Here is a 25,308-nt window from a genome sequence, read left to right on the forward strand (position 1 = left end):
TTGCCGTCGCTGCGCCACCTCGCCGTCCTGTCGCTCCTGCCGCTGACGCTCGGCGCAGCGCCAGCGATGCCGACCGGCCTGTGGCGGGCGGAAGGCTATGGACAGCTATTGGCGGTAACGGCGGACCGATCGGTCCTCTACCACGTCGCCGGCCCCTATTGTTACCCCGATCCCGACACCGATGGCGCACAGGCGATCCTCAGGCAGGCGATGACGATGCTTGGTCCCGACCGCATCGCCTTTTCGGACGGGCCGGGCCAGACGCGCTATGTCTATCGACGCATTGCGACGCTTCCCGCCGCCTGCCGGACCACTCGCCGCTGGTCGGGCGGCGACATTGCGCGGCTGGTCGCGGCAACGTTCGTCGACCTCTATCCGCGCACCCCAGTGCGCGAGCGGCACCGGCGACAGCTTGACGCACGGCTGGCGACGGTTGCCGCGGACACGGTTTCCGCCGACCTGTTCGATCGGCTGGCGGACGCGCTCGATCCGCTGGACGATGCGCATGTCTCGCTCTCCGCAACCATCGACGGGCACGAACGCAGCATGGAAAGCGGCGAGGCACCGACGCTGCGCGCAGTGCGGCGCGATCCCGCACACGGGCCGGATCCCGCCGCCCGTGAACGGGCGTGGAACGATCGATATCGCATCGGCATCGCCGGCCTGCTGGCTGGCGGCGGCCATCTGGTCGCGCATCGCCGCATCCTGTGGGGCCGGATCGGGCGGATCGGCTATCTCAACGTCCTGACGATGGGCGGCTTTGCCGAAGCCGGAGGGGACGACCTGCCCGTGCTGGATGCGGCGCTCGACGCCGCGCTCGCGGATTTCCGCGATCTGCCCGGCGTGATCGTCGACGTCAGCAACAATCGCGGCGGCTATGACGGCATCGGCCTGCGGATCGCCGGCCGCTTCGCCGCCCGCGCAGCCGGTGCCTATGCCAAGGCCCCGGTCGGATCGACCGTGTGGCAGCCGTTCCGCGTCGAACCGTCGCCGCGCATCCGGTACACCGGCCCCGTGGTCCTGCTGACCAGTGACGTGACCGTCAGCGCGGGCGAAACCTTCACCCTTGCGATGCGCGCCCTGCCCAATGTCCGCCATGTCGGTGCGCGGACGCGCGGCGCATTGTCGGACCAGCTGGTCAAGCCGCTGCCAAACGGCTGGACGCTGACCCTGCCCGCCGAGACCTATCGCGCGGCCGATGGGCGCTATTACGAAGGCAGTGGCATTCCACCGGCCGACCCGGTGGCCCCGTTCCTGCCCAACCACGCGACCGTTCTCGCGCGCCTGGCGGCCGAGATGGCGGCGGCCGGCAGCCCTACTTCGTGACCAGCGTCACGATCGACAGCCCCGGCGGCATCGGCACGCGGCCGATCAGGAACCGCTCCAGCCGGAAGATCGCCTCGAACGCCTTGTTCAGCGGCTTGGGCGGGGGGGAATCGTCGCTGTCGTCCTTGCCGGTCAGCTTCCCCGCCACCCGTGCCGCGACGGCGGCGGGGAACAGCAGCGAATTGAAATAGCGCAGGCCGTTGTGGCGAAGGCCGGCATCGGCGATCGCCTTCGCCAGCGTCGCCTTCGAATAGCGGCGATGATGGTGGTTCACCACGTCGTGCGCGCTCCACATCCACTGGTGCGCGGGCACGGTGACCAGGATCTTGCCGCCGGGGGCCAGTCGCTCGGCCATGCCGCGGAACGTCGCGACATCGTCCTCGATATGCTCGACCACGTCCAGCACCGCGATCAGGTCGTACTGGCCGGTCACGCCGGCCAGCGTCGGCAGCGGCGCGGTACCGACCGGCTTGCCCAGCCGTTCGCTGGCGATCGCGCGCGCCGCCGGATCGATCTCGATCGCGTCGACCTCGCCGAACGCGCCCAGCATCGGCAGGTTGTGGCCGGTGCCGCACCCGATCTCGAGGATGCGCGCGCCGGGCTTCAGCGCGGCATAGCGCTCGACATAGTCCGCCAGGATCTCGCGGCGGGCGCGATACCACCAATGCGTCGAGTCGTGCGCCGCCATGCGGTCGTAAACGATGCGGTCCATCTTATCCGAATACCCATGAACGGTTGAGCGCGAAGGTGGCGAAGGGGGTGACCAGCACGGCCGGGATCAGCGGGGTCCAGTCCGCCAGCCCCGCCAGATCGACCATCCCGTAGGTGAAAAGCCCGTTCAGCACCATGCCGAACCCCTGCACCACCAGGAACTTGATCGGCTGTTCGGCGCCCCCGGTGCGTGTGCCATGGCCTTGAAAGCTCCAGCGGCCATGCGCGAACCAGCCGAATGCGGCCGCAACGATAAACGCCGGGATCACCGCGACGAACGCATAGCCGGTCGGCAGGACATGATAGACGAGCGGCAGATAGACCGCCGAATAAATCACCGTCGACAGCCCGCCGACGATGCCGAAGCGGATCAACTGCCCCAGCACCCCGTCCGCCATCAACCGTTCGATCCGCGCGATCACCCGCGTGCCACCCTTGTCCTTTGCGCGCCATCCGATACAGCGCTTGGCCACTGCCACCATGGCAGGACAGCCGCCGTAGAATGCGCGGGGGCCTTGGGAAAGCGATTTTGACCGACACCCCCGCGCGCCTCACCGAACTCGACCGTCACTGGCGGCGCTGGCTGCTGCTTGCCTGGGTGGCGATCGCGGCATGGTTCCTGTGGCAACGCTGGAACGCGGTCCACTGGCTGGCCCTGTCCGACACCGACGACAATATGCGGCTGATGCAGGTGCGGGCGTGGATGGGCGGCCAGGGCTGGTACGACCTGCGCCAGTACCGGCTGAACCCGCCGGGCGGATTGGACATCCACTGGTCGCGGCTGGTCGACCTGCCGATCGCCGGGCTGATCCTGCTCTTCAAGCCGTTCGCCGGCCCCGTCTGGGCGGAGAAACTCGCGGTCGGCATCGCGCCTTTGCTGCCGATGGGCGTGGCGATGGCCGCGTTGTCGGTGACGGCGCGGCGGCTGGTCGCGCCGGTCGCGTGGCCACTCGCGGTGCTGTTCCTGCTCGGCTGTTCGTCGACCTTGCTGATGTTCATGCCCGAACGCATCGACCATCATGGCTGGCAGCTTGCCTGTCTCGCCTGGACCGTCGCCGGGCTTGCCGACCCGAAGCGCGCGCGCGGCGGGGCGGTCGTCGGCTTCTCCTCGGCCTATTCGCTGACCATCGGCCTCGAACTGCTCCCCTATTGCGCGATGGCCGGCGGGATCGTGGCGTTGCGCTGGGTCTGGGACCGGGCGGAGGCACGTCGCCTGACCGTCTATGGCGCGACGCTTGCCGGGGCGAGCGCGATCGGCTTCGTCGCCTTCGCCTCCAACGCCAATTACGCGATGCGCTGCGACGCGCTGACCCCGGTCTGGCTGTCGGCGGTGATCGCGGGCGGCGCCTTCCTCGTACTCCTGGCATGGCTCAGCCCGCGTTCATGGGCGGTGCGGCTGGTGCTCACCCTGATCGCCGGCGGCGTGCTGGCGGCCGCCTTCGCGACGCTGTTTCCGCAATGCCTGCAGCGGCCCGAAGGCGTGTCGGAGGAACTGGCACGCACCTGGCTCAACAATGTGCGCGAGGCGAAACCGCTCTACACCATGCCCGGTCGCACGATCCTGCTGATCGTGACCGGCCCCATCATCGGCCTGTTCGGCGCGATCGTCGCGACGTGGCGCGCGCGCCGGTCGGCCAATTTCGTCGGCTGGGCGGTGACGACGCTGTTCACCCTGTTCGCGGTCGCGATGCTGTTCTGGCAGATTCGCTCCGGCCCCGCCGCGCAGCTGCTCGCGATTCCCGGCACCGTGGCGCTCGCATGGATCGTGATCCCGTGGCTGCTCGCCCGCAACAGCGCGGCGGTGCGCGTGCTGGGAACGGCGGCGCTGGTGTCGCTGCTGCTGCTCGGCAACCTGGCGGTCGATCAGGTCGGCAAGTGGCTGTCGATGCTGCCCGACAGCGGCCTTGCCAAGCATGTCCGCATCAAGCCGCAGGACGCGCGCACCAAACAGGTGCTGCGCGCCGGCGCCCGCTGCGCCAGCCTGCCCGCGCTGCAGGCGCTGAACCGCATCCCGGCGGCGGTGATGTTCACCCATGTCGACCTCGGCCCCCGCCTGATCGTCGCGACGCATCATGACGGCATCACCGGCCCCTACCACCGCAACGGCGACGCGATCCTCGACGTACATCACGCGTTTCAGGGCGATCCGGAGAATTTCCGCACCATCACCCGGCGGCATGGCGCGACCTATCTGTTGACCTGCCCCAACATGGCGGAAACCACCGTGTATCGCGCGCGCTCGCCCGGCGGATTCTACGACCAGCTGGCGCATGGCAAGGTGCCCGGCTGGCTGACGCCCGTTGCCCTGCCCAAGGGGTCGCCGCTGAAACTGTGGCGGATCGAGTATAGCGGGATGGCGGCGAACTAGGCGGCAGGTCCCCTGGCCGCAAAACGTCGCCCCAGCGAAGGCTGGGGCCTCTCGCGACTCCTGCTGCGTGCTGTCACGGGGCGGTCCCAGCCTTCGCCGGGATGACGCCCCGTTCGAAGCGTCCCCCCACGACGCAAAACGCCCGCCCCCTTTCGGGAACGGGCGCATCAACCGGGAGAGGTCGACGGCTTAGCGCGCGGCAACCTGCTCGGCGGTCGGCAGCGGCTTGGCGATGCGGAAGCGGACGGCGCGGCCACCGACGTCACCGGTCACGGTGCGGTCGCGCACGACCAGGCGGAACGGCTCGCCGGTCGACTTCACGGTGCCCGACAGGACGGTGTCGCCCTTGTCGGTGACGCTGCGGCTATAGTCGAACTTGTACCCGTCGCGCTCGATCTCGTTGGCCGAGGCGAGGGCGGGGATCAACATGCCCGCGGCGACGAGGGCAACGCGAAAGGCGGCGGCGGCGGCAAAGCTGCGCATGGGTCTGTCTCCGGTCTGTTGAAGGTCGACGCTCGGGCGTCGTTCGTTGACCGGAGGAATGCATGGTGCAGCGCAATATCGCAACTGCACAGGTTTTCAGCGTGATTGCAAAAAACGAAATCGTTATTCGGGCAGGAAGCGATGCACCACGTCGCGCGCCAGACGTGCGGGCCGCTTGGTGATCGCGTCCAGCGAACACCAGGTGCTCTGCACCTCGGCCAGCACCTCTTCACCGCGCTTGATGAGAGTCGAGAAATAGGCACGCACGCCCTCCACCCGTTCGGCCACCACCGTCGCGACGATCGGATCGTCGAGGAAAGCGGGCCGGCGATAGGTGATCTCGTGCTTCAGCGCGACCCACAGGTGCTTGGCAACCGCATCGGCCGGGGCGACCCGCTCCCAATAGGCGACGACCGCGTCCTGTACCCATGACAGGTACACCGCATTGTTGACGTGACCCATATGGTCGATGTCGCCGGGTGCGACGGCGAGCGGATGCTGGTGAGCCATGGGAATGGGATGGGCGTTGCTGACACCCGAGTCAATGCGAGTCGCGGCGGATTGGGCGATTGCGACACCCCCGCGACGGCCCGCGCCGGCCACTATCCCTGCCGCGACTACCCGACCCTATCGTCACCCCGGACTTGATCCGGGGTCCCGCTTCTTCTGCTGCTGTCGGCAAAAGCGGGACCCCGGGTCAAGCCCGGGGTGACGGAACAGGTTACGCCTTCCCCACCACGCTCTCCGGCAAATCCTTGCCGAACACGCGCTGATAATATTCCGCGACCAGCGCCCGCTCCGCCTCGTCGCACTTGTTCAGGAACGACAGGCGGAACGCGAAACCGACATCGCCGAAGATCAGCGCATTCTGCGCCCAGGTGATGACCGTACGCGGGCTCATGACCGTCGAGATATCGCCGTTGACGAAGCCGCGCCGGGTCATGTCGGCGACGCGCACCATCTTCTCGACCGTCTCCTTGCCGCCGACCTTGTCATATTCGCCCGACTTGGCGAGCACGATCCGCGCCTCGGTCGCGGCGGGCAGGTAGTTCAGCGTGACGACGATGTTCCACCGGTCCATCTGCCCCTGGTTGATCTGCTGCGTGCCATGATACAGCCCCGAGGTATCGCCCAGCCCGACCGTGTTGGCGGTAGCGAACAGCCGGAACCAGGGGTTGGGCCGGATCACGCGATTCTGGTCGAGCAGCGTCAGCTTGCCCTCGGTCTCCAGCACGCGCTGGATCACGAACATCACGTCGGGGCGGCCGGCGTCATATTCGTCGAACACCAGCGCGGTCGGCGTCTGCAATGCCCATGGCAGCAGCCCCTCACGGAACTCGGTGATCTGCTGCCCGTCCTTCAGCACGATCGCGTCGCGGCCGATCAGGTCGATGCGGCTGATATGCGCGTCGAGGTTGATGCGGATGCACGGCCAGTTGAGCCGCGCCGCGACCTGTTCGATATGGGTCGACTTGCCGGTACCGTGATAGCCCTGCACCATCACCCGCCGGTTGTGCGCGAAGCCCGCGAGGATCGCCAGCGTCGTGTCGGGATCGAACACATAGGCCGGATCGGCATCGGGCACGCGTTCGTCGGCAACCGAAAAGGCAGGCACTTCGAGGTCGCTGTCGATGCCGAACATCTCGCGCACCTTCACCATCCGGTCGGGCGCGCTCAGGATCGTGGTTTCGGACGGCTGGGGCAGGGTATCGGTAGTCATGCGGGCCTTTCGCGTGGGCGTGGGAGAGCGCCCGCGGTCCTTTAGGACGAAGCAGGCCACCTACTCAACCTTCGGCGGCAGTTGGAACAACGTGACGAACCGTTCGGCGGTGGCGCGGTTCCCGGTCAGCGCGATTGCCCCTTCGGCCAGTGCATCGTCCAGCGACCGCCGGCCGAAGACGACCGGCAGGAACGCCGACGGCCGCCCGGACAGCGTGGCATCGACCTCCTCCGCGACGCCCCGCGCCACGGTGAGCGCCCGGTCCGCCAGCGTCGCGACATAGGGATCGTCGCCCAGCCGGAACGCGATCCGCGCACGCCACTCCCCCGCCCGCTCCGCCACCAGCAGCATCTTGAGCGACAGCATCAGCGACACCGCCGAAAACGGCAGCGTCGGATCGTGCGTCGGCGCGCGCAGCGCCCATTTCGCCAGCGCCAGCACGACCGGCTCCGCCTCCTGCCCCCATGGCGTCAGCGCATAGACCTGCGCATTGGCCGGCGGCGGCAACCGGTGGCGCTCGACGATCCCCGCCGCCTCCAGTCCGGCGAGCCGCTGCGTCAGCACGTTCGCGCTGATCCCCGGCAAACCGCCACGCAACTCGCCGAAGCGGCGCGGCCCCAGCAACAGCTCGCGGATCAGCAGCAACGCCCAGCGTTCGCCGACATATTCCATCCCCAGCGCCGCGCCGCAGGCATCGTCATAGCGCCGTTTGTCTGCCTTGGTTACTTTTTCTAACTCCATCGTTGCTTTTTCTAACCTCGACGCGCATCCAATACAAACGACGATTCGAGCAAGCCGGGAGAGGGCCGATGCCGAAGATGATTTTCGTGAACCTCGCGGTCGCCGACGTGGCGTCCGCGACGCGCTTCTACGAAGCGATCGGGTTCGTGAAGGACGAACGTTTTTCGAACGAGCGCGGGTTGGGCATGACGTGGTCGGACAGCATCCATGTCATGCTGCTCGACCGCGAATTCTACGCGACCTTCACGCCCAAGCGGATCATCGATACCAAGACCGAAAGCGGCGTGCTGCTCGCGCTCTCGTTCGACGATCGCGCCGGTGTCGATGCGATCACGCAAGCGGCGCTGGCGGCGGGCGGGCGCGAACTGCACGATCCCGAGGACGAAGGCGATATGTACAGCCGCGCGTTCGAGGATCTCGACGGCCATGGCTGGGGCCCGTTCACCATGGACATGACGGCGGCGCAGGCCGCGCACGAGGGGGCCTGCGCATGACCTATCTCGACGGGTTCGTGACCCCGGTGCCGCGCGCCAACCGCGCCGCCTATGAAGCGCATGTCGCGCAGGCGGCAGCGATCTTCGCCGATCTCGGCGCGACGCGGCTGGTCGAATGCTGGGGCGACGATGTGCCCGCCGGCACGCATACCGACTTTGCGCGATCGGTCGCGTTGCAGGCGGGTGAGGACATCCTGTTCAGCTGGATCGAATATCCCGACCGGGCGACGCGCGACGCGGCGGGCGCGGCGATGATGGCCGATCCGCGCATGGCCGCACTCGACATGCCGTTCGACGGCAGGCGCATGATCTATGGCGGGTTCGACGCCGCGATGGTCAGCGGCGAACTGGCGACGCCCGGCTATATCGATGGCTGCCTGACCCCTGTCGCCGCCGCCGACCGCGACGCCTATCTCGCCTTCGCCGCCCGATCGGCGCAGCTGTTCCGCGACCATGGCGCGCTGCGCGTCGTGGAGGGCTGGGGCGACGACGTTCCCGCCGGCACCCACACCGACTATGCCCGCGCCGTCGCGCTGCAGCCGGACGAGGTCGCCTGCTATTCGTGGATCGAATGGCCGTCGAAGGACGCGCGCGATGCCGGCTGGCAGGCGGTGATGGCCGACCCGCGCATGGCCGGGCGGGACATGCCCTTCGACGGCAAACGCATGGTCTATGGCGGCTTCGTGCCGATCGTCGATCGCCGCATGGGGGCCGGCGCATGAACCGGCAGGGCGACTTCATCTGGTACGAACTGCTGACCCGCGACATCGACGCGGCGGCGGCCTTTTATGGCGACGTCATCGGCTGGACCGTGCAGGATTCGGGGATGTCGGGCATGGACTATCGCCTGTTCGTCGCCCCCGACGGCACGATGGTCGGCGGGCTGATGGCGATGCCCGGCGGGATGCCAGACCCCATTTGGCTCGGCTATGTCGCGGTCGACGATGTCGATGCTACCGCCGCCGACTATGTCGCCGCCGGGGGCACGCAGCATATGCCGCCGACCACCCTGCCCGGCGTCGGCCGCATGGCGATGCTGGCCGATCCGCAGCACGCCGCGCTCTACATCATGTGCAGCGAGAGCGCGGAGACCAGCACCGTATTCCAGCCCGCCGACCGGGCGACGCCGGGCCATTTCGTCTGGAACCAGCTGATGGCCGCCGATCCCGATGCCGCCATCGCCTTCTATCGCGACCGGTTCGGCTGGCGACAGGAAGGGTCGATGCCGATGGGGGCATGGGGCGATTACAAGTTCCTGCACAGCGGCGACACGGGCATCGGCGCGGCGATGGGCATGGTGCCGGGCGGGCAGGCCGGCTGGCAATATTTCATCCACGTCGCCGATATCGACGCCGCCGCCGCGCGGATCGCGGCCCGGGGCGGCGACGTGTTGCAGGGGCCGGACCCGATCCCCGGCGGCGGCTTTTCGGTCGTCGCCTGCGATCCTATGAGGGCACGTTTCGGCCTGACAGGAGCGCGCCCATGACACCCGAACACGAACTCGCCATCGAACGCCGCATCTCCGCCCCCGTCGCCACGGTCTGGCGCGCATGGACGCAGCATCTGCCCAAATGGTGGGCGCCGCGTCCGTGGACCACCGAGCTGCTCGCCCTCGACCTCGTCCCCGGCGGCCGGTTCGCCACCACCATGCGCGGTCCGGGCGGCGAGGCGATGACCGGCGAGGGCGTGATCCTCGACGTCGTGCCGCAGCAGCGGATCGTCTTCACCAACGCCTTCGCCCCCGGCTGGATACCGCAGCCGCAGCGGCTGGCCTTTGTCGGCGTCTTCACCTTCGACGCGGACGGCGACGGCGCGACGCTCTACCGCGCCGCCGCCCGCCACTGGGACGAGGAAACGGCGAAGATGCACGCGGAGATGGGGTTCGAAGGCGGCTGGGCGATGGTCGCGCAGCAATTGGAGGCGGTGGCGCTGGGGCTGGACTAAACCACCCCAGCCCTGACTCCTCATCCCCTCGCCCTACCCACTCCGTTCGGTTCGAGCAGCTTCGAGCCTGTCGAGAAGCGCCCGTCGAGAACCCGTTCGCCTGGGGCAACCCCTTCTCGACTACGGTTCTCGACAGGCTCGAACCTCCGCTCGAAGCAAACGGAATGGGTGGAAGGGAAACCCCTCACGCAAACGCCGCCGCGCCCTTCAACTGCTGATACGCCGCGATCACCTTTTGCAACGCCGCCTCATGGCTGCGGTCCCCGCCGTTGCGGTCGGGGTGATACAGCCGGACCAGCTCCGAATAGCGTTTGCTCAGGGCCATCCGGTCGACATCGACCGCCAGCCCCATGACCTTCAGCGCCGACCGGTCCGCCGGCGACAGCGGCCGCCCGTCCTGCCGCTCGGCCCGCGCCTCGCGCGCGGTGCGGAACTTCGCCCCGATCGCGTCCAGCGGATCGGCGAAGTCGGCCCAGGCCGGCCCCGGATCGGTCCCGGCGCGCGCAAAGGCGCGCGTCTCGCGCTCCCATCCGGCATAGGGCCGCTGGGCGTCGTGGATTTCCTCCGCCGTCATGCCCGCGAAATAGTTATAGCCCGCGTTGAACGCGCGGATATGGTCGAGGCAGAACCAGCGATAGGCGCTCGGCCGGTCGCCACCCTGCGGCGCACCCTCCAGCGGCGGCGCCCGGAATTCGCCCGATTCGGGGCATCCGGGCACTTCGCACGGGCGACCGTTCGCCTCCATCCGGCCGTGAAACCGGGCATTGGGGCGATCCTTGGATATTCTCTCGCGCGCCACGCGACTCCCTTTGGCAAAACGCGTTATATAGGTCGCATGACCGACACCGCTACCATGCCCCTCGCCGATCTGATCGAAGCCCGCCTGCGCGAGGCGCTGGCGCCCGCCGCGCTGACCGTCACCAACGACAGCCATCACCATGCCGGCCATATGGGCGACGACGGCACCGGCGAGACGCATTTCTCGGTCGACATCGTCGCCGACGCCTTCACCGGCCAGTCGCGGGTCGCGCGGCAGCGGCTGGTCAACCGCGCGCTGGCCGATCTGCTGGCGACCCGCATTCATGCGCTGGCGATTCGCGCCCGCGCGCCCGGAGACGGCGATTGACCTATGACCTTTGGTATTGGCCCACCATTCAGGGACGCGGCGAATTCGTCCGCCTGCCGATGGAGGCGGCCGGTATCGACTATCGCGACCGCGCCCGGATCGACGGCGTGGCCGCGATGCAGCAACAGCTGGACCGCAGCCCCCGCGCCCCCTTCGCCCCGCCTTTTCTCGACCTCGACGGCATCCGCATCGCGCAGGTCGCCAATATCCTGCAATATCTGGGCGAGCGCCACGGCCTCGCCCTCTCCAGCATCCGCGACCGGCAATGGGCGAACCAGTGGCAGCTGACCATCGCCGACCTGCTGGTCGAGGTGCACGCCACGCACCATCCGGTCGCGGTGTCGGCCTGGTATGACGACCAGCGCGCGGAGGCGGCGCGCAACGCTGCGCAGTTCCTCGCCGAACGCCTGCCCAAATATCTGCACTATTTCGAAACGCTGCTCGACGAACATAGCGGCCCCTGGGCGATCGACCATCGCTGGACCACGGTCGACACCTCGCTGTTCCAGCTGGTCGCGGGACTGCGCTATGCCTTTCCCCGGCGGATGGCGACGCTGGAGCGCCGCCTGTCCCGGCTGATCGCGATCCACGATCAGGTGGCGAAGCTGCCCGGCATCGCCGCCTATCTTGCCAGCGACCGCCGGATCGCCTTCAATACCGATGGCATCTTTCGCCATTATCCCGAACTGGACGCCGACTGATGGAAAACGACCGCTTCTTCCTCCAGACGATCCAGCCGGTGACCCATGACCTGGGCGGGTTCAAGGTCCATCGCACTCTGCCGACCCGGACGCGCACGATGGTCGGCCCGTTCATCTTCTTCGACCAGATGGGCCCCGCCGAACTCGACCCCGGACAGGGGATCGACGTGCGCCCGCACCCGCATATCAACCTCGCCACCGTCACCTATCTGTTCGGCGGGGCGATCGACCACCGCGATTCGCTCGGCACATTCGCCCGGATCGAACCCGGCGCGGTCAACCTGATGACCGCCGGCCACGGCATCGTCCATTCCGAACGCTCGCCGGCTGACGAACGTGCCGGCGGCCCGCTGCTCTCGGGCATCCAGACGTGGCTGGCGGTGCCCGAGGACCGGGAAGAGATGGACCCGGCGTTCGAACATGTCGAAGCGGACAAGCTGCCGGTCGTCTCCGCCAGCGGCGCGACCGCCCGCGTCGTCATGGGCGACCTGTGGGGCGTGTCGGCCCCCACCACCCAGTACGCCGCGACCATCTATGCCGATATCGTGCTGGAGGCCGGCGGCGCGATCCCGATCGATGCGGGCGCCGACGAACGCGCGCTCTACCTGACGCATGGCGATGCCGCGCTCGACGGCGTCACGCTCGAACCGATGACGCTCTACGTCCTGCGCCCCGGCATCGCCGCGACGCTGCGCTCGTCGGCCGGGGCGCGGGTAATGCTGTGCGGCGGGGAGGCGTTCACCACGCCCCGCTTCGTCTGGTGGAACTTCGTCTCGTCGCGCCGCGACCGCATCGATCAGGCGAAACGCGACTGGAAGGCCGGCAACTTCCCCAAGGTGCCCGACGATGCCGAAGAGTTCATCCCGATCCCCGAAATCCCCAAGACGGTGAGCTATCCATGACCGATCTTCGCCGCATCGCGCTGTCCACCGGCGTGTCGCTCGACGTGGCCGTGGCGGGCGACCCGGCGCATCCGGCGATGATCTTCCTCCACGGCTTTCCCGAATCGCACCGGACGTGGCGGCACCAACTGTCCGAATTTGCCCGCGACCATTATGTCGTGGCCCCCGACCAGCGCGGCTATGCCGCCTCGGACAAGCCGCCGGCGGTCGAGGATTACGCCCCCGCGCGCATCGTCGCCGACCTGATCGCGCTGGCCGATGCGCTGGAAATCGATCGCTTCACGCTCGTCGGCCACGACTGGGGCGGCGCGATCGCGTGGATGGCGGCGCTCAACCATCCCGACCGGATCGAACGGCTCGTCATCCTGAACGCGCCGCATCCGCTGGTCTTCCAGCGCTCGCTGTTCGACGACCCGGACCAGCGCGCCGCCAGCCAGTACATGACCCGCTTCCGCGACACGTCGCTCGACCGGGGACTGGTCGGCGCCGGTCTCGAACATTTCTTCGCGAACGGCTTTGCGAAGTTCGTCACGCGGGCGATCGCGGGCGAGGACAAGGCAGCGTATCTCGCCGAATGGGGCCATCCCGGCGCGATGACCGCGATGCTGAACTGGTATCGTGCGTCGCCGATCATCGTTCCGGCGCCGGACGAAACCCCGGAGCGCCCGGCATGGCTCGACGGCCCCTTTCCGCCGGTGACCCAGCCGACGCTGGTGATCTGGGGCGTGCAGGACCATGCCCTGTTGCCGGTGCAGTTGGAGGCGTTGCCCGACTATGTGCCCGACCTGACGGTGGTGAAGGTCGAGGCGGGGCATTTCGTGCCGTGGGAGGCCCCGGAGGCGGTAAATGCGGCGGTGCGGGCGTGGCTGGTCTGACGGCCAACCCAACGTACCCCAAACCCACCCCGTTTGTGCCGAGCAGGGACGGAGCGAAGTCGAAGGCCCGTATCGAAGCGCCTATGACCGTCCTTCGATACGCCGTTTCGACAGGCTCAGTGGCTACTCAGGACAAACGGGGTGAAGCTGCGCATCCCCACCCACCCCGTTCGGTTCGAGCAGCTTCAAGCTTGTCGAGAAGCGCCCGTCGAGAACCGCGGAGTTCGGGGCACCCCCTTCTCGACTACGGTTCTCGACAGGCTCGAACCTGCGCTCGAAGCGAACGGACGGGGTAGGTGGAAGAAGGCGGAAAAACCTACCCCCGAACCTGCTTCGCCACCGAATCGAGCAGCCCGTTGACGAACCCCTTCTCGCGCCGGTCGTAAAACGCATCCGCCACGTCGAGATATTCGCTGATGACCGCCGCCACCGGCACATCGACCCGCGCGAGCAGTTCGTACGTCCCGGCACGCAGGATCTGGCGCATCGGCTTGTCCAGCCGGTCGATGGTCCACCCGCTCGACAGCTTGGTCGAAATCAGCGCGTCGATCTCTTCGCGGCGGGCATCGACGCCCTTGACCACATCGTCGAAGAAATGAACGTCCGCCTCGGCATATTCGACGTCCTCGATCGTCGCGCCCAGCCGGTGCTGGTGGAATTCATGGAGCAGCACCGGGATCGGCGTCGCTTCCATCTCATGCTGGTACAGCGCCTGCACGGCGGCCAACCGGGCGGCGGCGCGCGCCTGACGGGCACCGCGCGGACGGGAATTCTTGCTGGTCATAAGCGCCGCCCCATAGCGCCACCCGGGGGCGTAAGTCGAGGGGCCGCTTTCCTACACACGCCGACCCTGCCAGCGTGGCAAAAAGCTCTTTGAACCGTCCGCCATCCCGCACGCCGCCATCCGTCCGGCACGCGAATTGCGCGCGAGTGTGAACTTCGACGCGAAAGCTGGTCGCCCGCCGCCCCGCCCGTCATCCCAGCGAAGGCTGGGATCTCCCGGTGAGGAAGCGCCCTCCTCGCCGCGAAAGGCCCCGGCCTGCGCCGGGACGACGCGCATTCGAAATGCGTGGCGAGTGTGAACTTTGTGAACTTTGGGCCAAAAATGCGCCTGTCCTCGACAACGGGCCGGGAATGGACAGGCCCGTCACGGGCAAAGCCCGTGCCGTCGGACGGCGCTGCCAACGCCGCCGGCCGGACGCGCCTCGTGCGGCTCGGTGCAGCTACGCTGCCCCGTTGCCCGGCGCGTCCAGCCGAATCGCCACTGACCGCGCGTGCGCCGGCAGCCCCTCGGCCCCGGCCAGCGTCACCGCCGCCGGCCCGATCTTCGCCAGCGCCGCCGCGTCCAGCCCGAGGAAGCTGGTGCGCTTCATGTAGTCCAGCACCGACAGCCCCGATGCGAACCGCGCCCGCCGCCCGGTCGGCAGCACATGGTTCGGCCCCGCGACATAATCGCCGACCGCTTCCGGCGTATAGCGCCCGAGGAACACCGACCCGGCATGGCGTACCGCCTTGAACAGCGGCTCGGGATCGCCGACCGCCAGCTCCAGATGCTCCGGGGCCAGCCGGTCGACCAGCGGCATCGCATCGCTGAGCGTCGGCACGATCACGATTGCCCCGTTCGCGTCCCAGCTGGCGCGCGCGACTTGTCCGGTCGCCAGCTCGGCGATCTGCGCGTCGACCGCCTTTGCCACCGCATCCCCGAAACCGGCATCGTCGGTGAACAGGATCGACTGGCTGGTCGGGTCATGCTCGGCCTGGCTCAGCAGGTCGGCGGCGATCCAGTCGGGATCGTTCTGCCCGTCGGCGACGACCACGATCTCCGACGGCCCCGCGACCATGTCGATGCCGACCACGCCGTACAGCTGCCGCTTGGCCTCCGCGACCCACGCATTGCCCGGGCCGGTCACGACATCGACCGCCTTGATCCGGTCGGTACCATAAGCGAGCGCGGCAACCGCCTGCGCCCCGCCGATCCGCCACACCTCGTCCACGCCGGCCAGCGCCGCGGCGGCCAGCACCAGCGGGTTCACCTCGCCCTTCGGCGTCGGCGTCACCATCACGATCCGCTCGACCCCGGCGACCTTGGCCGGGACCACGTTCATCAGCACCGACGACGGATATGCCGCGCGCCCGCCGGGAACATAGACCCCGGCCGCTTCGACCGCACTCCACCGCGCGCCCAGCCGTACGCCATCGGCGTCGACCTCGTCGCGATCCTCGGGCCGCTGCTTGGCGTGATAGGCCGCGATCCGGTCGTGCGCGAGTTCCAGCGCCGCGCGCAGATCGGGGTCGAGGCCGTCCAGCGCCTTGCGGCATTCGGCCAGTTCGATCCGCCAGCCGGTCGCATCCGGGTCGTGCCCGTCGAACTTCTCGGTAAAGGCGCGCACCGCCGCATCGCCATCCTCGCGCACCGACCGCAGGATCGCCGTCACGTCGCGCGCCACGTCGCTGTCCGCCTCGCGCCGTGCATCGACCAGCGCGGCGAAGTCGGCGGCAAAGCCCGCCGCACCGACATCCAGCCGGATCATGCCGCCACCGCCCGGCGGAACGCGTCGACCAGCGGCACGACCTGTTCCCGCGTCTTGAACGCCGCACGGTTGACGACCAGCCGCGACGTCACCTCGGCAATGGTTTCGACTTCCACCAGCCCATTCTCCTTCAGCGTCCGGCCCGACGACACCAGGTCGACGATGCGCGGCGCCAGGCCCAGCACCGGGGCCAGCTCCATCGCGCCGTTCAGCTTGACGCACTCCGCCTGAACGCCCCGCGCGGCGAAGTGGCGCTGCGTCGTGTGGGGATATTTGGTGGCGATGCGCACATGGCTCCACCCGCGCGGATCGTCGGTCGCCGCCATGCCGGCAGGTTCGGCGACGGAGATGCGGCAATGGCCGATCTTCAGGTCGACCGGCGCGTACAGCTCCGAATAGTCGAACTCGGCCAGCACGTCCGACCCGACGATGCCCAGCTGCGCCGCGCCATGCGCGACGAAGGTCGCCACGTCGAACGCCCGCACCCGGATCAGGTCGATGTCCGGCCGGTCGGTCCTGAAGCGCAGCGCGCGGCTGTCGGGATCGCGAAACGCCGCTTCGGGCACGATGCCGGCGCGGGCGAGCAGCGGCATGGCTTCGTCGAGGATGCGCCCCTTGGGCACGGCGATGATGATGGGATCGGTCATGGGCAGGCCGGGCTTTACTTGGGGCGCATCGCGGGCGCAACAGACGGGCCATGGCCGACGAACCGACGAATCGTGACGCCTTTCGCCAGCAGGCGGCGTTCTGCGCGGCGATGGATGCACCGATCACTGCACGGGTCTGTGCCGCGCTGGCAGAGGCGCTCTCGGCCGACAGCGAAACGGGAAGCCGCACGCTCGACTGGCCCGGCGAACCGATCACCGACGCGCTGCCGCTCCGGCTGGTCGGCGGTCTTCACGCCCTTGCCCGAACGGGCAGCGACATGGATCTGACCGCGCTGTTCGCCGGACAGGGCGACGCGATGGCGATCCTTCGCCGCGTGCTGGTCGAACACGACGCGGCGCTGCTCCCGTGGCTCGACGGCCCGCCGCAGACCAACGAACCGATGCGATCGGGCGTGTTGATGACCGGGCTGCTGGCGGTCGCCGCCGCCCATGGTCCGGCGGTCGAGCTGCTGGAGATCGGGTCGAGCGCCGGCCTCAACCTGCTGATCGACCGCTATCGCTTCGACCTGGGCGGGGTGATGGTCGGGCCGGACGGCAGCCCGGTAACGATTCGTCCCGACTGGCGCGGTCCCCCGCCGCCCGCCGTGCCGGTCGCCATCCGCTCGGTACGCGGCGTCGATATCCAGCCGCTCGACGCCACCGACCCGGCCGTCGCCACCCGCCTCGCCGGCTATATCTGGGCCGACCAGCCCGAGCGGCAGGCGCGCCTGTCCGCCGCCATCGATATGCAGCGGGCACGACCGGTTGATCTGGTACAGGGCGATGCGGTCGACTGGCTCCGCGCCCGCCTCGCCGAACCGCAGCCGATGGGCGTCACCCGCGTGCTGCTGCATTCGGTCGTCTGGCAATATCTGGGCGACGCCCGCCGCGCCGCGATCGCCGCCATGATGCAGGACGCCGCGACCCGCGCGACATCCGAACGCCCGCTCGCCTGGGTCCGCATGGAGCCGGACCGCGTGCTGCAACGCCAGGAACTGATCGTCCAGCACTGGCCGGGCCGGCCCGAACCCCGGATGCTCGCCACCGCCCACGCCCATGGCGCGTGGATCGAGGCGCTGTGACCGAGGCCGACTTCATCGCCGCGCTGCGCCGCCTGCCGCTCCATGCCGGGGCGCACGACCTGACCGACGATGCCGCCCATCTCGGCGACCTCGTGCTGACCAAGGACATGATCGTCGCGGGCGTCCATTTCCTGCCCAGCGACCCGCCCACCGACGTCGCGTGGAAGCTGGTCGCGACCAACCTGTCCGACCTCGCCGCCAAGGGCGCGGTGCCGGTCGGCGTGATGCTCGGCTACCCGATCGGCGACGACGACTGGGACCGCGCCTTCCTCTCCGGCCTCGATGCGGTGCTGCGCGCGTTCGACTGCCCGCTGCTCGGCGGCGACACCGTCAAGCTGCCGCCCGATGCCCCCCGCATCCTCTCGCTGACCGCGCTCGGTCGCAGCGCCCATGCCCCCCGCCGGGGCGGCGCGCGACCTGGGGATAGCCTGTGGATAACTGGTACGATCGGCGATGCCGGCGCCGGCCTTGCCATCGCAAAAGGCGCTGCCGGACCGGCCTCGCTCCTCGCCCGCTATCGTCGTCCGACCCCGCGTCTGGCCGAAGGACAGGCGCTCGCCCGCCATGTCCATGCGATGATGGACGTGTCCGACGGCCTGCTGATCGACGCCGGCCGGATGGCGGCAGCCAGCGGCCTTGTGGTGGAGATCGACGTGGCCGCCGTTCCGCTGTCCGACGACCTGCAGGCGTTCGGCCATGATGCCCTGACTGCGGCGACGGCAGGCGACGATTACGAGTTGCTGTTCGCCTGCGACACCGAGCCGCCGGTCCCCGCCACCCGCATCGGGCGATTTGTGGAGGGCGCGGGGCTGACGCTGCTCCGGCACGGCCATCCCATCCCCCTGCCCGACCGCCTCGGCTACCAGCATTAGCCCCTCCCCGCGCCGGGGCGGATTTAAAGGTTGCACCCCCCGCCCATCGGCATAAGCTGCCGCGCTTCAAGGGCATCGACCCGACGAGACAGCCGGGCGGCCCCGTTCAGGAGGGGTTTGCGGATGACGATCGTCTATCTGGCCATGGCATGTGCGGCACTGGCCGTGCTCTACGGCATCTTCACCGCCATGCAGGTGCTGCGCGCACCCGCCGGCGACGCCCGGATGCAGGATATCGCCGCCGCCATTCAGGAAGGGGCCAAGGCGTATCTCGGCCGCCAGTATCGCACCATCGCCATCGTCGGCGTCATCGTCGCCATCATCCTCTTTCCCACGCTCGGCCCGCTGTCGACGGTCGGCTTCGTCATCGGCGCGGTGCTGTCGGGCGTGGCGGGCTATGCCGGCATGGAGATTTCGGTCCGCGCGAACGTCCGCACGGCGGAGGCCGCACGCGGATCGCTGCAGGGCGGCCTGACCATGGCGTTCCGCTCCGGCGCGATTACCGGCATGCTGGTCGCGGGCCTCGGCCTGTTCGCGATCGCCGGCATCTTCTGGTATCTCGTCGCCATCGCGGGGCACGGTCCGGGCGACCGGGAGGTGGTCGAGGCACTGACCGCCCTCGCCTTCGGCGCATCGCTGATCTCGATCTTCGCGCGGCTGGGCGGCGGCATCTTTACCAAGGCGGCCGACGTCGGCGCGGACCTCGTCGGCAAGGTCGAGGCGGGCATCCCGGAAGACGACCCCCGCAACCCCGCCGTCATTGCCGATAACGTGGGCGATAATGTCGGCGACTGCGCCGGCATGGCCGCCGACCTGTTCGAAACCTATGTCGTCACCATCGGCCTGACCATGGTGTCGATCGCGCTGCTGATCCAGGCGCCGCCCGCCGAACTGCTCCGCCTGATGGCATTGCCGCTGGTCGTCGGCGGGGTGTGCATCGTCACCTCGATCCTCGGCACCTACATGGTCCGGCTGGGACGCGGTCAGTCGATCATGGGCGCGCTGTACAAGGGCTTCTGGACCACCGCGCTGCTCGCCGTCCCCGCCATCTATTTCGCCGCCAGCTGGGCGCTGGGCGACCTCAACGCCGTCATCGGCGGCGCGGGCTTCCTCGATCCGGCCGGCGACGCGCTGACGGTCGAGGGGGCACTGGGCGCGCAAGCCCCGGTCGCGGGGGCATCGTTCACCGGCATGGACCTGTTCTGGTGCATGATGATCGGCCTCGGCGTCACCGCCGCTTTGGTGTGGATCACCGAATATTACACCGGCACCGCCTATCGCCCGGTCAAGTCGATCGCGCGCGCCAGCGTCACCGGCCATGGCACCAACGTCATTCAGGGGCTGGCGATCAGCCTCGAATCGACCGCCCTCCCCACGCTGGTGATCGTCGTCGCGGTCATCGCCTCCTACCAGCTCGCCGGCATCATCGGCGTCGCCTTCGCCGCGACCGCGCTGCTGGCGCTGGCCGGCATGGTCGTCGCCCTCGACGCCTATGGCCCTGTCACCGACAATGCCGGCGGCATCGCCGAAATGGCCAATCTGCCCGACGAAGTCCGCCACCGCACCGACGCATTGGACGCCGTCGGCAACACGACCAAGGCGGTGACGAAGGGCTATGCGATCGGCTCGGCCGCGCTCGCCGCGCTCGTCCTGTTCGGCGCCTACACCACCGACCTGAAGCTGTTCTTCCCCGACCTGACCGTCGATTTCTCGCTGTCCAACCCCTATGTCATCGTCGGGCTGCTGCTGGGCGCGCTGCTCCCCTATCTGTTCGGGGCGTTCGGCATGACCGCGGTCGGCCGCGCGGCGGGTTCGGTGGTGGAGGATGTCCGCGCGCAATTCGCCGCCGATCCCGGCATCATGGCCGGCACCAGCCGCCCGCAATATGGCCGCACCGTCGACATCGTCACCCGCGCCGCGATCCGCGAGATGATCGTGCCCTCGCTCCTCCCCGTCCTGTCGCCCGTCGCGGTCTATTACATCGTGAAGCTGGTGGCGGGGCAGGCGCAGGGCTTCGCGGCACTCGGCGCGATGCTGCTCGGCGTCATCGTCTCCGGCCTGTTCGTCGCCATCTCGATGACCAGCGGCGGCGGCGCATGGGACAATGCCAAGAAATATATCGAGGACGGCAATCATGGCGGCAAGGGGTCGGAGGCGCACAAGGCTGCCGTCACCGGCGATACGGTCGGCGATCCGTACAAGGACACCGCCGGCCCGGCCGTCAACCCGATGATCAAGATCACCAACATCGTCGCGCTGCTGCTGCTCGCCGCGCTCGCCGGGGGTGGTGCCGGCTGACGATTGCGGATTGCGCCCCGCAGCGGCCACGCTACCATCGCGTCCGAACGGCGGGGGCTTTTCGATCGGGGACGGATGCACGCTACCGGGGGGCGGCGGCGCGCTCCCCCCGACCCCGCCGCATCTGGGGGGATCGGAATGCGGCTGTTACCATGGATCGGACTGGCGCTGGCGACCGCCCTGCCGGCGCAGACCCCGGCACCGCCCGCGACGGCGGTCGATCCGGCAGCCCCCGTGCCGATCACCGCCTTTGCCGAATTGCCGCTGCTCGAATCGCCCAGCCTGTCGCCCGACGGCACCCGCGTGATGGCCAAGGGCGCGGTGAACGGACGCCAGGTCCTGCTCCTCACCTCGCTGGTCGACGCCACGCAGCGCCATACCATGGGCGCGCCCGAGAACACCGACATCAACTGGTGGCGCTGGGTCAATGACGACTGGGTCATCGTCGGCCTCGGCGCGCAGCAGGACTATTTCGGGCATGAAATCTACGTCACCCGGGTGCTGGCGCTGAGCACCGACCTGAAGACCACCCGCAAGCTCGACTGGACCAATTCCGGCATCCATGCCGACAATGTCCTGTGGGTCGCGCATGACGGCAGCCCGCGCATCCTGTTGTCGAAACAGACCGGCATCGAAACCGAAGCCGATTTCAACCCGTCGGTGTTCGAGATCGATGTTTCCACCGGCAAATCGCGCCGCGTGGCGGAGGGGCGTCCCAACGTCTACAACTGGTATGCCGATGGCGAGGGGCAGGTCCGCGCCGCCTATCAGTATAATGACAGCTCGCGCAGCGCCGCATTGCTCTACCGCGCCAACAACCGCGACACGTTCCGCACCATCGCGCGCCGCGCGCGCAAGGACGAGGACGGCATCACCATCCCGCTGACCTTCCGCGCCGACGGCGCCAGCGCCGTTGCGTTCGATGATGAAGACGGCTTCACCTCGCTTTACGAAGTGTCGCTGCCCGACCTGAAGCTCGGCCGGAAACTCTACGGGCTGGAGGGCTATGACGTCGACGGGATCGTCGACAACCAGCAGGAGAACGACGTCATCGGCGCGCGTGTGACCGATCGTCACGGCCGTTCGATCTGGTTCGACGAACGGCTGAAGGAATTGCAGACCGCGATCGACGGTTCGGTCGGCGACCGCCGCGCGCAGATCATCTCGTGGAACCGCGACCGCAGCCGCTTCCTGATCGAGGTCGGCGCGCCGTCGCAGCCCGGCGGCCTGTATTTCTGGGACACCGGCAATCCCAGGATGAACCGCATCGCGTGGAACAGCGATACGCTGAAAAGCCGCCGCCTCTCCCCCGTCAGCACCATCCGCTATGCCGCGCGCGACGGAACCCCGATCGAAGCGGTGCTGACCATGCCGCGCCACCGCGTCGGGCAAAAGAACCTGCCGCTGATCGTCCTGCCGCATGGCGGCCCGTCGGCGCGCGACAGCGAAGGCTGGGACTGGTGGACGCAATATCTGGCGGAGATCGGCTATGTCGTGATCCAGCCCAATTATCGCGGATCGTCGGGATATGGCGTCGCCTTCGCCAAGAAGGGCGCGGGCGAATGGGGCCTGAAGATGCAGGACGACCTGAACGACGCGGTCACCCATCTCGCGAAACAGGGCATCGCCGACCCGAAGCGCGTCTGCATGGTCGGTGCTTCGTACGGCGGCTATGCGGCGATGCGCGCAGCCCAGCGCGACGGCAAGCTGTATCGCTGCGCGATCAGCTATGCCGGCGTGTCCGACCTCGCCGCGCTGCGCCGCTATGACAGCCAGTTCCTGAACGGCCGGACCATCGGCGACTGGCTGAAGACCCAGGCCCCCGATTTCCAGCTGATCTCGCCGCGCTTCCACGCCGCCGACTTCTCGACCCCGATCCTGTTGATGCATGGCAAGGTCGACAAGCGCGTGCCGGTCGCCCAGTCGCGCACCCTCGCCGCCGAACTGAAGCGTGCGGGAAAGCCGTACCGCTATGTCGAACAGCCGCTGGGCGACCATTTCTTCTCGCGCAGCGAGGACCGGCTGCAATTCCTGAGCGAGATGACCGCGTTCCTGAAGGAGCACAACCCGTCATAGGGGGCGCTCGCCGCCCCCGCCTGCCCCATGCGTTCGTCATCCCCGCGAAGGCGGGGATCCATAGACGGGGCGGTCGCGCCTCCTGCCGTGAGGTCGACGGTTATGGATTCCCGCCTTCGCGGGAATGACGAAGGTGGAGCCACCCTTGCCCTCCCCTTCCCCACCCCCTATCTCATACCGACAGCATCGACCGGCCGTGCCCCGCACGGGTCCGGTCGTTCGCGCTTTCCTTTTTATCGTTTAGCGCCTATGGGAACCCGCCCGGTTGCCGGTGCGCCATAATCTCATGAGGTATTTGTTTGGCGAAGGAAGAACTTCTCGAAATGCGCGGCCAGGTGGTCGAACTGCTGCCCAACGCGATGTTCCGCGTCCGGCTCGAGAACGATCACGAAATCCTGGGGCACACCGCCGGCAAGATGCGCAAGAACCGCATCCGCGTGCTGGTCGGGGACGAAGTTCTCGTCGAACTGACCCCCTATGACCTGACCAAGGGTCGCATCACCTACCGCTTCAAGTAAGCGGGTTCGCGTGTCCGGTTCGACGGCCCAGTGCCCGATCCCATGCGCCTGATCCTTGCCTCGACCTCGCCCCGTCGCCGCGACCTGCTGGCGCGGATCGGCGCGGTGCCCGACCGGGTGGAGGCACCCGATATCGACGAGACCCCGCTGAAGGGCGAACTTCCGCGCCCCTATGCGCAGCGCCTTGCCGAGGCGAAGGCGCGCGCGATCGGTCCGCAGCCGCAAGCGGTCGTGCTGGCCGGCGATACGACCATCGCGCTCGGCCGCCGCATCCTGCCGCCCGCCACCACCGAAGACGTCCAGCGCGAACTGCTCGGCCTGCTGTCGGGTCGCCGTCACCATTGCCTGTCGGCCATCTGCCTGCTGATGCCCGATGGCACCGCGCGCGTGCGCATCGCCGATACCATCGTCGCCTTCAAGCGGCTGGAGCAGCGTGAGATCGACGCCTATGTCGCCTGCGGCGAGGGGCTGGGCAAGGCCGGCGGCTATGCCATCCAGGGTCGGGCCGAAGCGTTCGTCCGCTTCCTGTCGGGCAGCCATTCCGGCGTGATCGGCCTGCCGCTGTTCGACACGCGGGCGCTGCTCGAAACCGCCGGCGTCCCGCTTGGCTGACTGGATCGTCGAGCGCGGCATCGGTGAAATCCGTGCCGCGCGCATCGTCAATGACGCCATCGTCGAGGCGCGGATCGAACCCGACGATGCACTCCGCGCCGGCACGATCCTCCCCGCCCGCCTCGTCCGCCGCATTCCCGTGCGCAACGAGGGGATCGTCGCCTGGGACGGCGGAGAAGCATTGCTCCACCCCCTGCCCCGCACCGTGACCGAAGGCGCGACGCTGCTGGTCGAGATCACCCGCCCCGCCACGCCCGAACCCGGCAAGCCCAAGCGCGCCCGCGCCCGCCCTGCCCTGCCCGACGCGACCCCGTGCGACGGCCCCTCGCTCGCCGATCTTCCGCAAGCGCGCATCGTCGGCCCGTTCGACCGGGACCTGCTGGGCGATGCCGGCTGGCCGCTGCTGATCGAGGAAGCGGCCACCGGGCAGGTCGGTTTTCCCGGCGGCGCGCTGACCATTTCGCTGACGCCTGCCATGACGCTGATCGACATCGACGGCGATCTCGCTCCCGCCGAACTGGCGGTCACCGGCGCACGCGAAGCCGCCCGCGCCATCGCCCGGCTCGACCTTGCCGGATCGATCGGCATTGACCTGCCGACCGTCGGCGACAAGGGCGTGCGCCTTGCCGCCGCCGAAGCGGTCGACGCCGTCCTGCCGCAACCCTTCGAGCGCACCGCCGTCAATGGCTTCGGCTTCCTGCAGATCGTGCGCCGCCGCACCCGCGCCTCGCTCCCCGAACTCTTCGCGCACGTCCCCGCTTATGCCCGCGCCCTGCTGCGTCAGGCCGAGCGCGACCGCGGCAGCGGCGAGCGCACGCTGACCGCGCACCCCGCCGTCCTCGCCGCCATCGCCGCGCGTCCCGATTGGGTTAGCACCGTGGAACGCACGCTCGGTGCGACGCTCGCCTTGCGGGGCGACGCCGGCCTCGCCATATCCGGCGGCGATGTCCAGGCCCGCTTCCCGTAACAACTGCCCGCTGTGTTCCGCCCCGACGGACGCCGCCTATCGCCCCTTCTGCAGCCGCGGCTGTCGCGACCGCGACATGCTGAACTGGATGGGCGAAGGCTATCGCATCGCCGGCCCGGCGGCATCGTCCGACGAAAATCGCGATACCGGGCTGGACAGCGACGATTCGCCCCGCTAACAGGCGCGCTCTCCCGGACAACCGGGCGTGCCCGGATAGCTCAGTTGGTAGAGCATGCGACTGAAAATCGCAGTGTCGGCGGTTCGAATCCGTCTCCGGGCACCACTTTCCCCTCCCTGCTGACCGACCAGCCCGC

Annotated in this window: 28 protein-coding genes and 1 tRNA gene; 19 read left to right on the forward strand and 10 right to left on the reverse strand. The window is 68.7% G+C overall.

The features are described 5' to 3' along the window. Positions 1-1,326: a S41 family peptidase gene (locus MF609_RS08950; RefSeq protein ID WP_242415955.1), complete on the forward strand. Its 1,326-nt coding sequence runs from the start codon at positions 1-3 to the stop codon at positions 1,324-1,326. Here the strand turns inward: MF609_RS08950 and MF609_RS08955 are convergent. Together MF609_RS08955 and MF609_RS08960 are read right to left on the reverse strand one after the other, a co-directional pair. Beyond that, positions 1,316-2,038, reverse strand: a complete 723-nt coding sequence (locus MF609_RS08955; RefSeq protein WP_242415956.1) for a class I SAM-dependent methyltransferase — start codon at positions 2,036-2,038, stop codon at positions 1,316-1,318. The two genes, MF609_RS08950 and MF609_RS08955, sit on opposite strands and share 11 nt — an antisense overlap. 1 nt (position 2,039) lies before the next feature. Further along, positions 2,040-2,510 carry a GtrA family protein gene (locus MF609_RS08960; protein ID WP_242415957.1) on the reverse strand — a complete coding sequence of 157 codons (471 nt, stop codon included), beginning with the start codon at positions 2,508-2,510 and terminating at the stop codon, positions 2,040-2,042. A gap of 56 nt (positions 2,511-2,566) precedes the next feature. Between MF609_RS08960 and MF609_RS08965 the strand changes: the two genes are divergently transcribed. Beyond that, entirely contained in the window at positions 2,567-4,405 is a 1,839-nt protein-coding gene (locus MF609_RS08965; protein WP_242415958.1) for an AcrB/AcrD/AcrF family protein, read from the forward strand. Positions 4,406-4,594: 189 nt separating this feature from the next. Here MF609_RS08965 and MF609_RS08970 read toward each other — a convergent pair whose 3' ends face one another. The 4 genes from MF609_RS08970 to MF609_RS08985 all read right to left on the reverse strand — a co-directional run bounded on the left by MF609_RS08970 (position 4,595) and on the right by MF609_RS08985 (position 7,349). Next, positions 4,595-4,888, reverse strand: coding sequence for a hypothetical protein (locus MF609_RS08970; RefSeq protein WP_242415959.1), 294 nt, complete (start codon positions 4,886-4,888; stop codon positions 4,595-4,597). Between the two features lie 123 nt (positions 4,889-5,011). Then, a complete protein-coding gene (locus MF609_RS08975; protein WP_055758154.1) occupies positions 5,012-5,398 on the reverse strand; it encodes an acyl-CoA thioesterase in 387 nt (128 codons plus the stop codon). Positions 5,399-5,609: 211 nt separating this feature from the next. Further along, the gene (gene cobS / locus MF609_RS08980) at positions 5,610-6,608 is read right to left on the reverse strand and encodes a cobaltochelatase subunit CobS (protein WP_242415960.1); all 999 of its coding nucleotides are present in this window, start codon (positions 6,606-6,608) and stop codon (positions 5,610-5,612) included. Between the two features lie 60 nt (positions 6,609-6,668). Next, positions 6,669-7,349, reverse strand: coding sequence for a winged helix-turn-helix transcriptional regulator (locus MF609_RS08985; RefSeq protein WP_242415961.1), 681 nt, complete (start codon positions 7,347-7,349; stop codon positions 6,669-6,671). 68 nt (positions 7,350-7,417) lie between these two features. Between MF609_RS08985 and MF609_RS08990 the strand changes: the two genes are divergently transcribed. Genes MF609_RS08990 through MF609_RS09010 form a run of 4 tightly spaced genes read left to right on the forward strand, consistent with a single transcriptional unit; the run spans position 7,418 to position 9,787 of the window. After that, positions 7,418-7,843, forward strand: coding sequence for a VOC family protein (locus MF609_RS08990; RefSeq protein ID WP_242415962.1), 426 nt, complete (start codon positions 7,418-7,420; stop codon positions 7,841-7,843). Continuing rightward, on the forward strand, positions 7,840-8,565 hold the full coding sequence (locus MF609_RS20155) for a DUF1428 domain-containing protein (RefSeq protein ID WP_473829126.1): 726 nt from the start codon (positions 7,840-7,842) through the stop codon (positions 8,563-8,565). Before MF609_RS08990 ends, MF609_RS20155 begins: the two co-directional genes overlap by 4 nt. Further along, positions 8,562-9,329, forward strand: coding sequence for a VOC family protein (locus MF609_RS09005; RefSeq protein WP_242415963.1), 768 nt, complete (start codon positions 8,562-8,564; stop codon positions 9,327-9,329). Before MF609_RS20155 ends, MF609_RS09005 begins: the two co-directional genes overlap by 4 nt. Continuing rightward, on the forward strand, positions 9,326-9,787 hold the full coding sequence (locus MF609_RS09010; RefSeq protein ID WP_242415964.1) for an SRPBCC domain-containing protein: 462 nt from the start codon (positions 9,326-9,328) through the stop codon (positions 9,785-9,787). Before MF609_RS09005 ends, MF609_RS09010 begins: the two co-directional genes overlap by 4 nt. Before the next feature lie 184 nt (positions 9,788-9,971). Here MF609_RS09010 and MF609_RS09015 read toward each other — a convergent pair whose 3' ends face one another. Next, on the reverse strand, positions 9,972-10,532 hold the full coding sequence (locus MF609_RS09015) for a J domain-containing protein (RefSeq protein ID WP_242416020.1): 561 nt from the start codon (positions 10,530-10,532) through the stop codon (positions 9,972-9,974). Between the two features lie 90 nt (positions 10,533-10,622). Here MF609_RS09015 and MF609_RS09020 point away from each other — a divergent pair, with 90 nt between their 5' ends. The 4 genes from MF609_RS09020 to MF609_RS09035 are packed head-to-tail and all read left to right on the forward strand — an operon-like array spanning position 10,623 to position 13,391. Continuing rightward, positions 10,623-10,913 carry a BolA family protein gene (locus tag MF609_RS09020; protein ID WP_242415965.1) on the forward strand — a complete coding sequence of 97 codons (291 nt, stop codon included), beginning with the start codon at positions 10,623-10,625 and terminating at the stop codon, positions 10,911-10,913. Next, a complete protein-coding gene (locus MF609_RS09025; protein ID WP_242415966.1) occupies positions 10,910-11,614 on the forward strand; it encodes a glutathione S-transferase in 705 nt (234 codons plus the stop codon). The genes MF609_RS09020 and MF609_RS09025 overlap by 4 nt, the downstream gene beginning before the upstream one ends. Further along, positions 11,614-12,516: a pirin family protein gene (locus MF609_RS09030; protein ID WP_242415967.1), complete on the forward strand. Its 903-nt coding sequence runs from the start codon at positions 11,614-11,616 to the stop codon at positions 12,514-12,516. The genes MF609_RS09025 and MF609_RS09030 overlap by 1 nt, the downstream gene beginning before the upstream one ends. Further along, the gene (locus tag MF609_RS09035; RefSeq protein WP_242415968.1) at positions 12,513-13,391 is read left to right on the forward strand and encodes an alpha/beta fold hydrolase; all 879 of its coding nucleotides are present in this window, start codon (positions 12,513-12,515) and stop codon (positions 13,389-13,391) included. The genes MF609_RS09030 and MF609_RS09035 overlap by 4 nt, the downstream gene beginning before the upstream one ends. A gap of 316 nt (positions 13,392-13,707) precedes the next feature. Here the strand turns inward: MF609_RS09035 and nusB are convergent, their stop codons facing one another. The 3 genes from nusB to hisG form a co-directional block, all read right to left on the reverse strand. Next, a complete protein-coding gene (gene nusB, locus MF609_RS09040) occupies positions 13,708-14,175 on the reverse strand; it encodes a transcription antitermination factor NusB (RefSeq protein ID WP_242415969.1) in 468 nt (155 codons plus the stop codon). Between the two features lie 439 nt (positions 14,176-14,614). Continuing rightward, entirely contained in the window at positions 14,615-15,922 is a 1,308-nt protein-coding gene (gene hisD, locus MF609_RS09045) for a histidinol dehydrogenase (protein WP_242415970.1), read from the reverse strand. Then, positions 15,919-16,569, reverse strand: coding sequence for an ATP phosphoribosyltransferase (hisG, locus tag MF609_RS09050; RefSeq protein WP_242415971.1), 651 nt, complete (start codon positions 16,567-16,569; stop codon positions 15,919-15,921). Before hisG ends, hisD begins: the two co-directional genes overlap by 4 nt. Before the next feature lie 50 nt (positions 16,570-16,619). Between hisG and MF609_RS09055 the strand changes: the two genes are divergently transcribed. From MF609_RS09055 to MF609_RS09095, 9 genes are all read left to right on the forward strand, one after another. Beyond that, on the forward strand, positions 16,620-17,651 hold the full coding sequence (locus tag MF609_RS09055) for a DUF2332 domain-containing protein (protein ID WP_242415972.1): 1,032 nt from the start codon (positions 16,620-16,622) through the stop codon (positions 17,649-17,651). Next, positions 17,648-18,523 carry a thiamine-phosphate kinase gene (gene thiL / locus MF609_RS09060; RefSeq protein WP_242415973.1) on the forward strand — a complete coding sequence of 292 codons (876 nt, stop codon included), beginning with the start codon at positions 17,648-17,650 and terminating at the stop codon, positions 18,521-18,523. The genes MF609_RS09055 and thiL overlap by 4 nt, the downstream gene beginning before the upstream one ends. Positions 18,524-18,646: 123 nt before the next feature. Continuing rightward, complete coding sequence (locus MF609_RS09065) at positions 18,647-20,821, forward strand: sodium-translocating pyrophosphatase (RefSeq protein ID WP_242415974.1); 2,175 nt, start codon at positions 18,647-18,649, stop codon at positions 20,819-20,821. A gap of 138 nt (positions 20,822-20,959) precedes the next feature. Then, positions 20,960-22,897 carry an alpha/beta hydrolase family protein gene (locus MF609_RS09070; RefSeq protein ID WP_242415975.1) on the forward strand — a complete coding sequence of 646 codons (1,938 nt, stop codon included), beginning with the start codon at positions 20,960-20,962 and terminating at the stop codon, positions 22,895-22,897. A 299-nt stretch (positions 22,898-23,196) separates the two neighbouring features. After that, entirely contained in the window at positions 23,197-23,415 is a 219-nt protein-coding gene (infA, locus tag MF609_RS09075) for a translation initiation factor IF-1 (protein ID WP_003049127.1), read from the forward strand. Positions 23,416-23,457: 42 nt separating this feature from the next. Continuing rightward, a complete protein-coding gene (locus MF609_RS09080; protein WP_242415976.1) occupies positions 23,458-24,027 on the forward strand; it encodes a Maf family protein in 570 nt (189 codons plus the stop codon). Next, positions 24,020-24,994: a ribonuclease gene (locus MF609_RS09085; protein WP_242415977.1), complete on the forward strand. Its 975-nt coding sequence runs from the start codon at positions 24,020-24,022 to the stop codon at positions 24,992-24,994. The genes MF609_RS09080 and MF609_RS09085 overlap by 8 nt, the downstream gene beginning before the upstream one ends. Next, positions 24,972-25,172 carry a DNA gyrase inhibitor YacG gene (locus tag MF609_RS09090; RefSeq protein WP_242415978.1) on the forward strand — a complete coding sequence of 67 codons (201 nt, stop codon included), beginning with the start codon at positions 24,972-24,974 and terminating at the stop codon, positions 25,170-25,172. Before MF609_RS09085 ends, MF609_RS09090 begins: the two co-directional genes overlap by 23 nt. Before the next feature lie 29 nt (positions 25,173-25,201). Next, positions 25,202-25,277, forward strand: a tRNA-Phe gene (locus tag MF609_RS09095). The last annotated feature ends 31 nt before the right edge of the window (positions 25,278-25,308 follow it).

It is taken from the genome of Sphingomonas panni (genome assembly GCF_022664435.1).
GTDB lineage: Bacteria > Pseudomonadota > Alphaproteobacteria > Sphingomonadales > Sphingomonadaceae > Sphingomonas > Sphingomonas panni.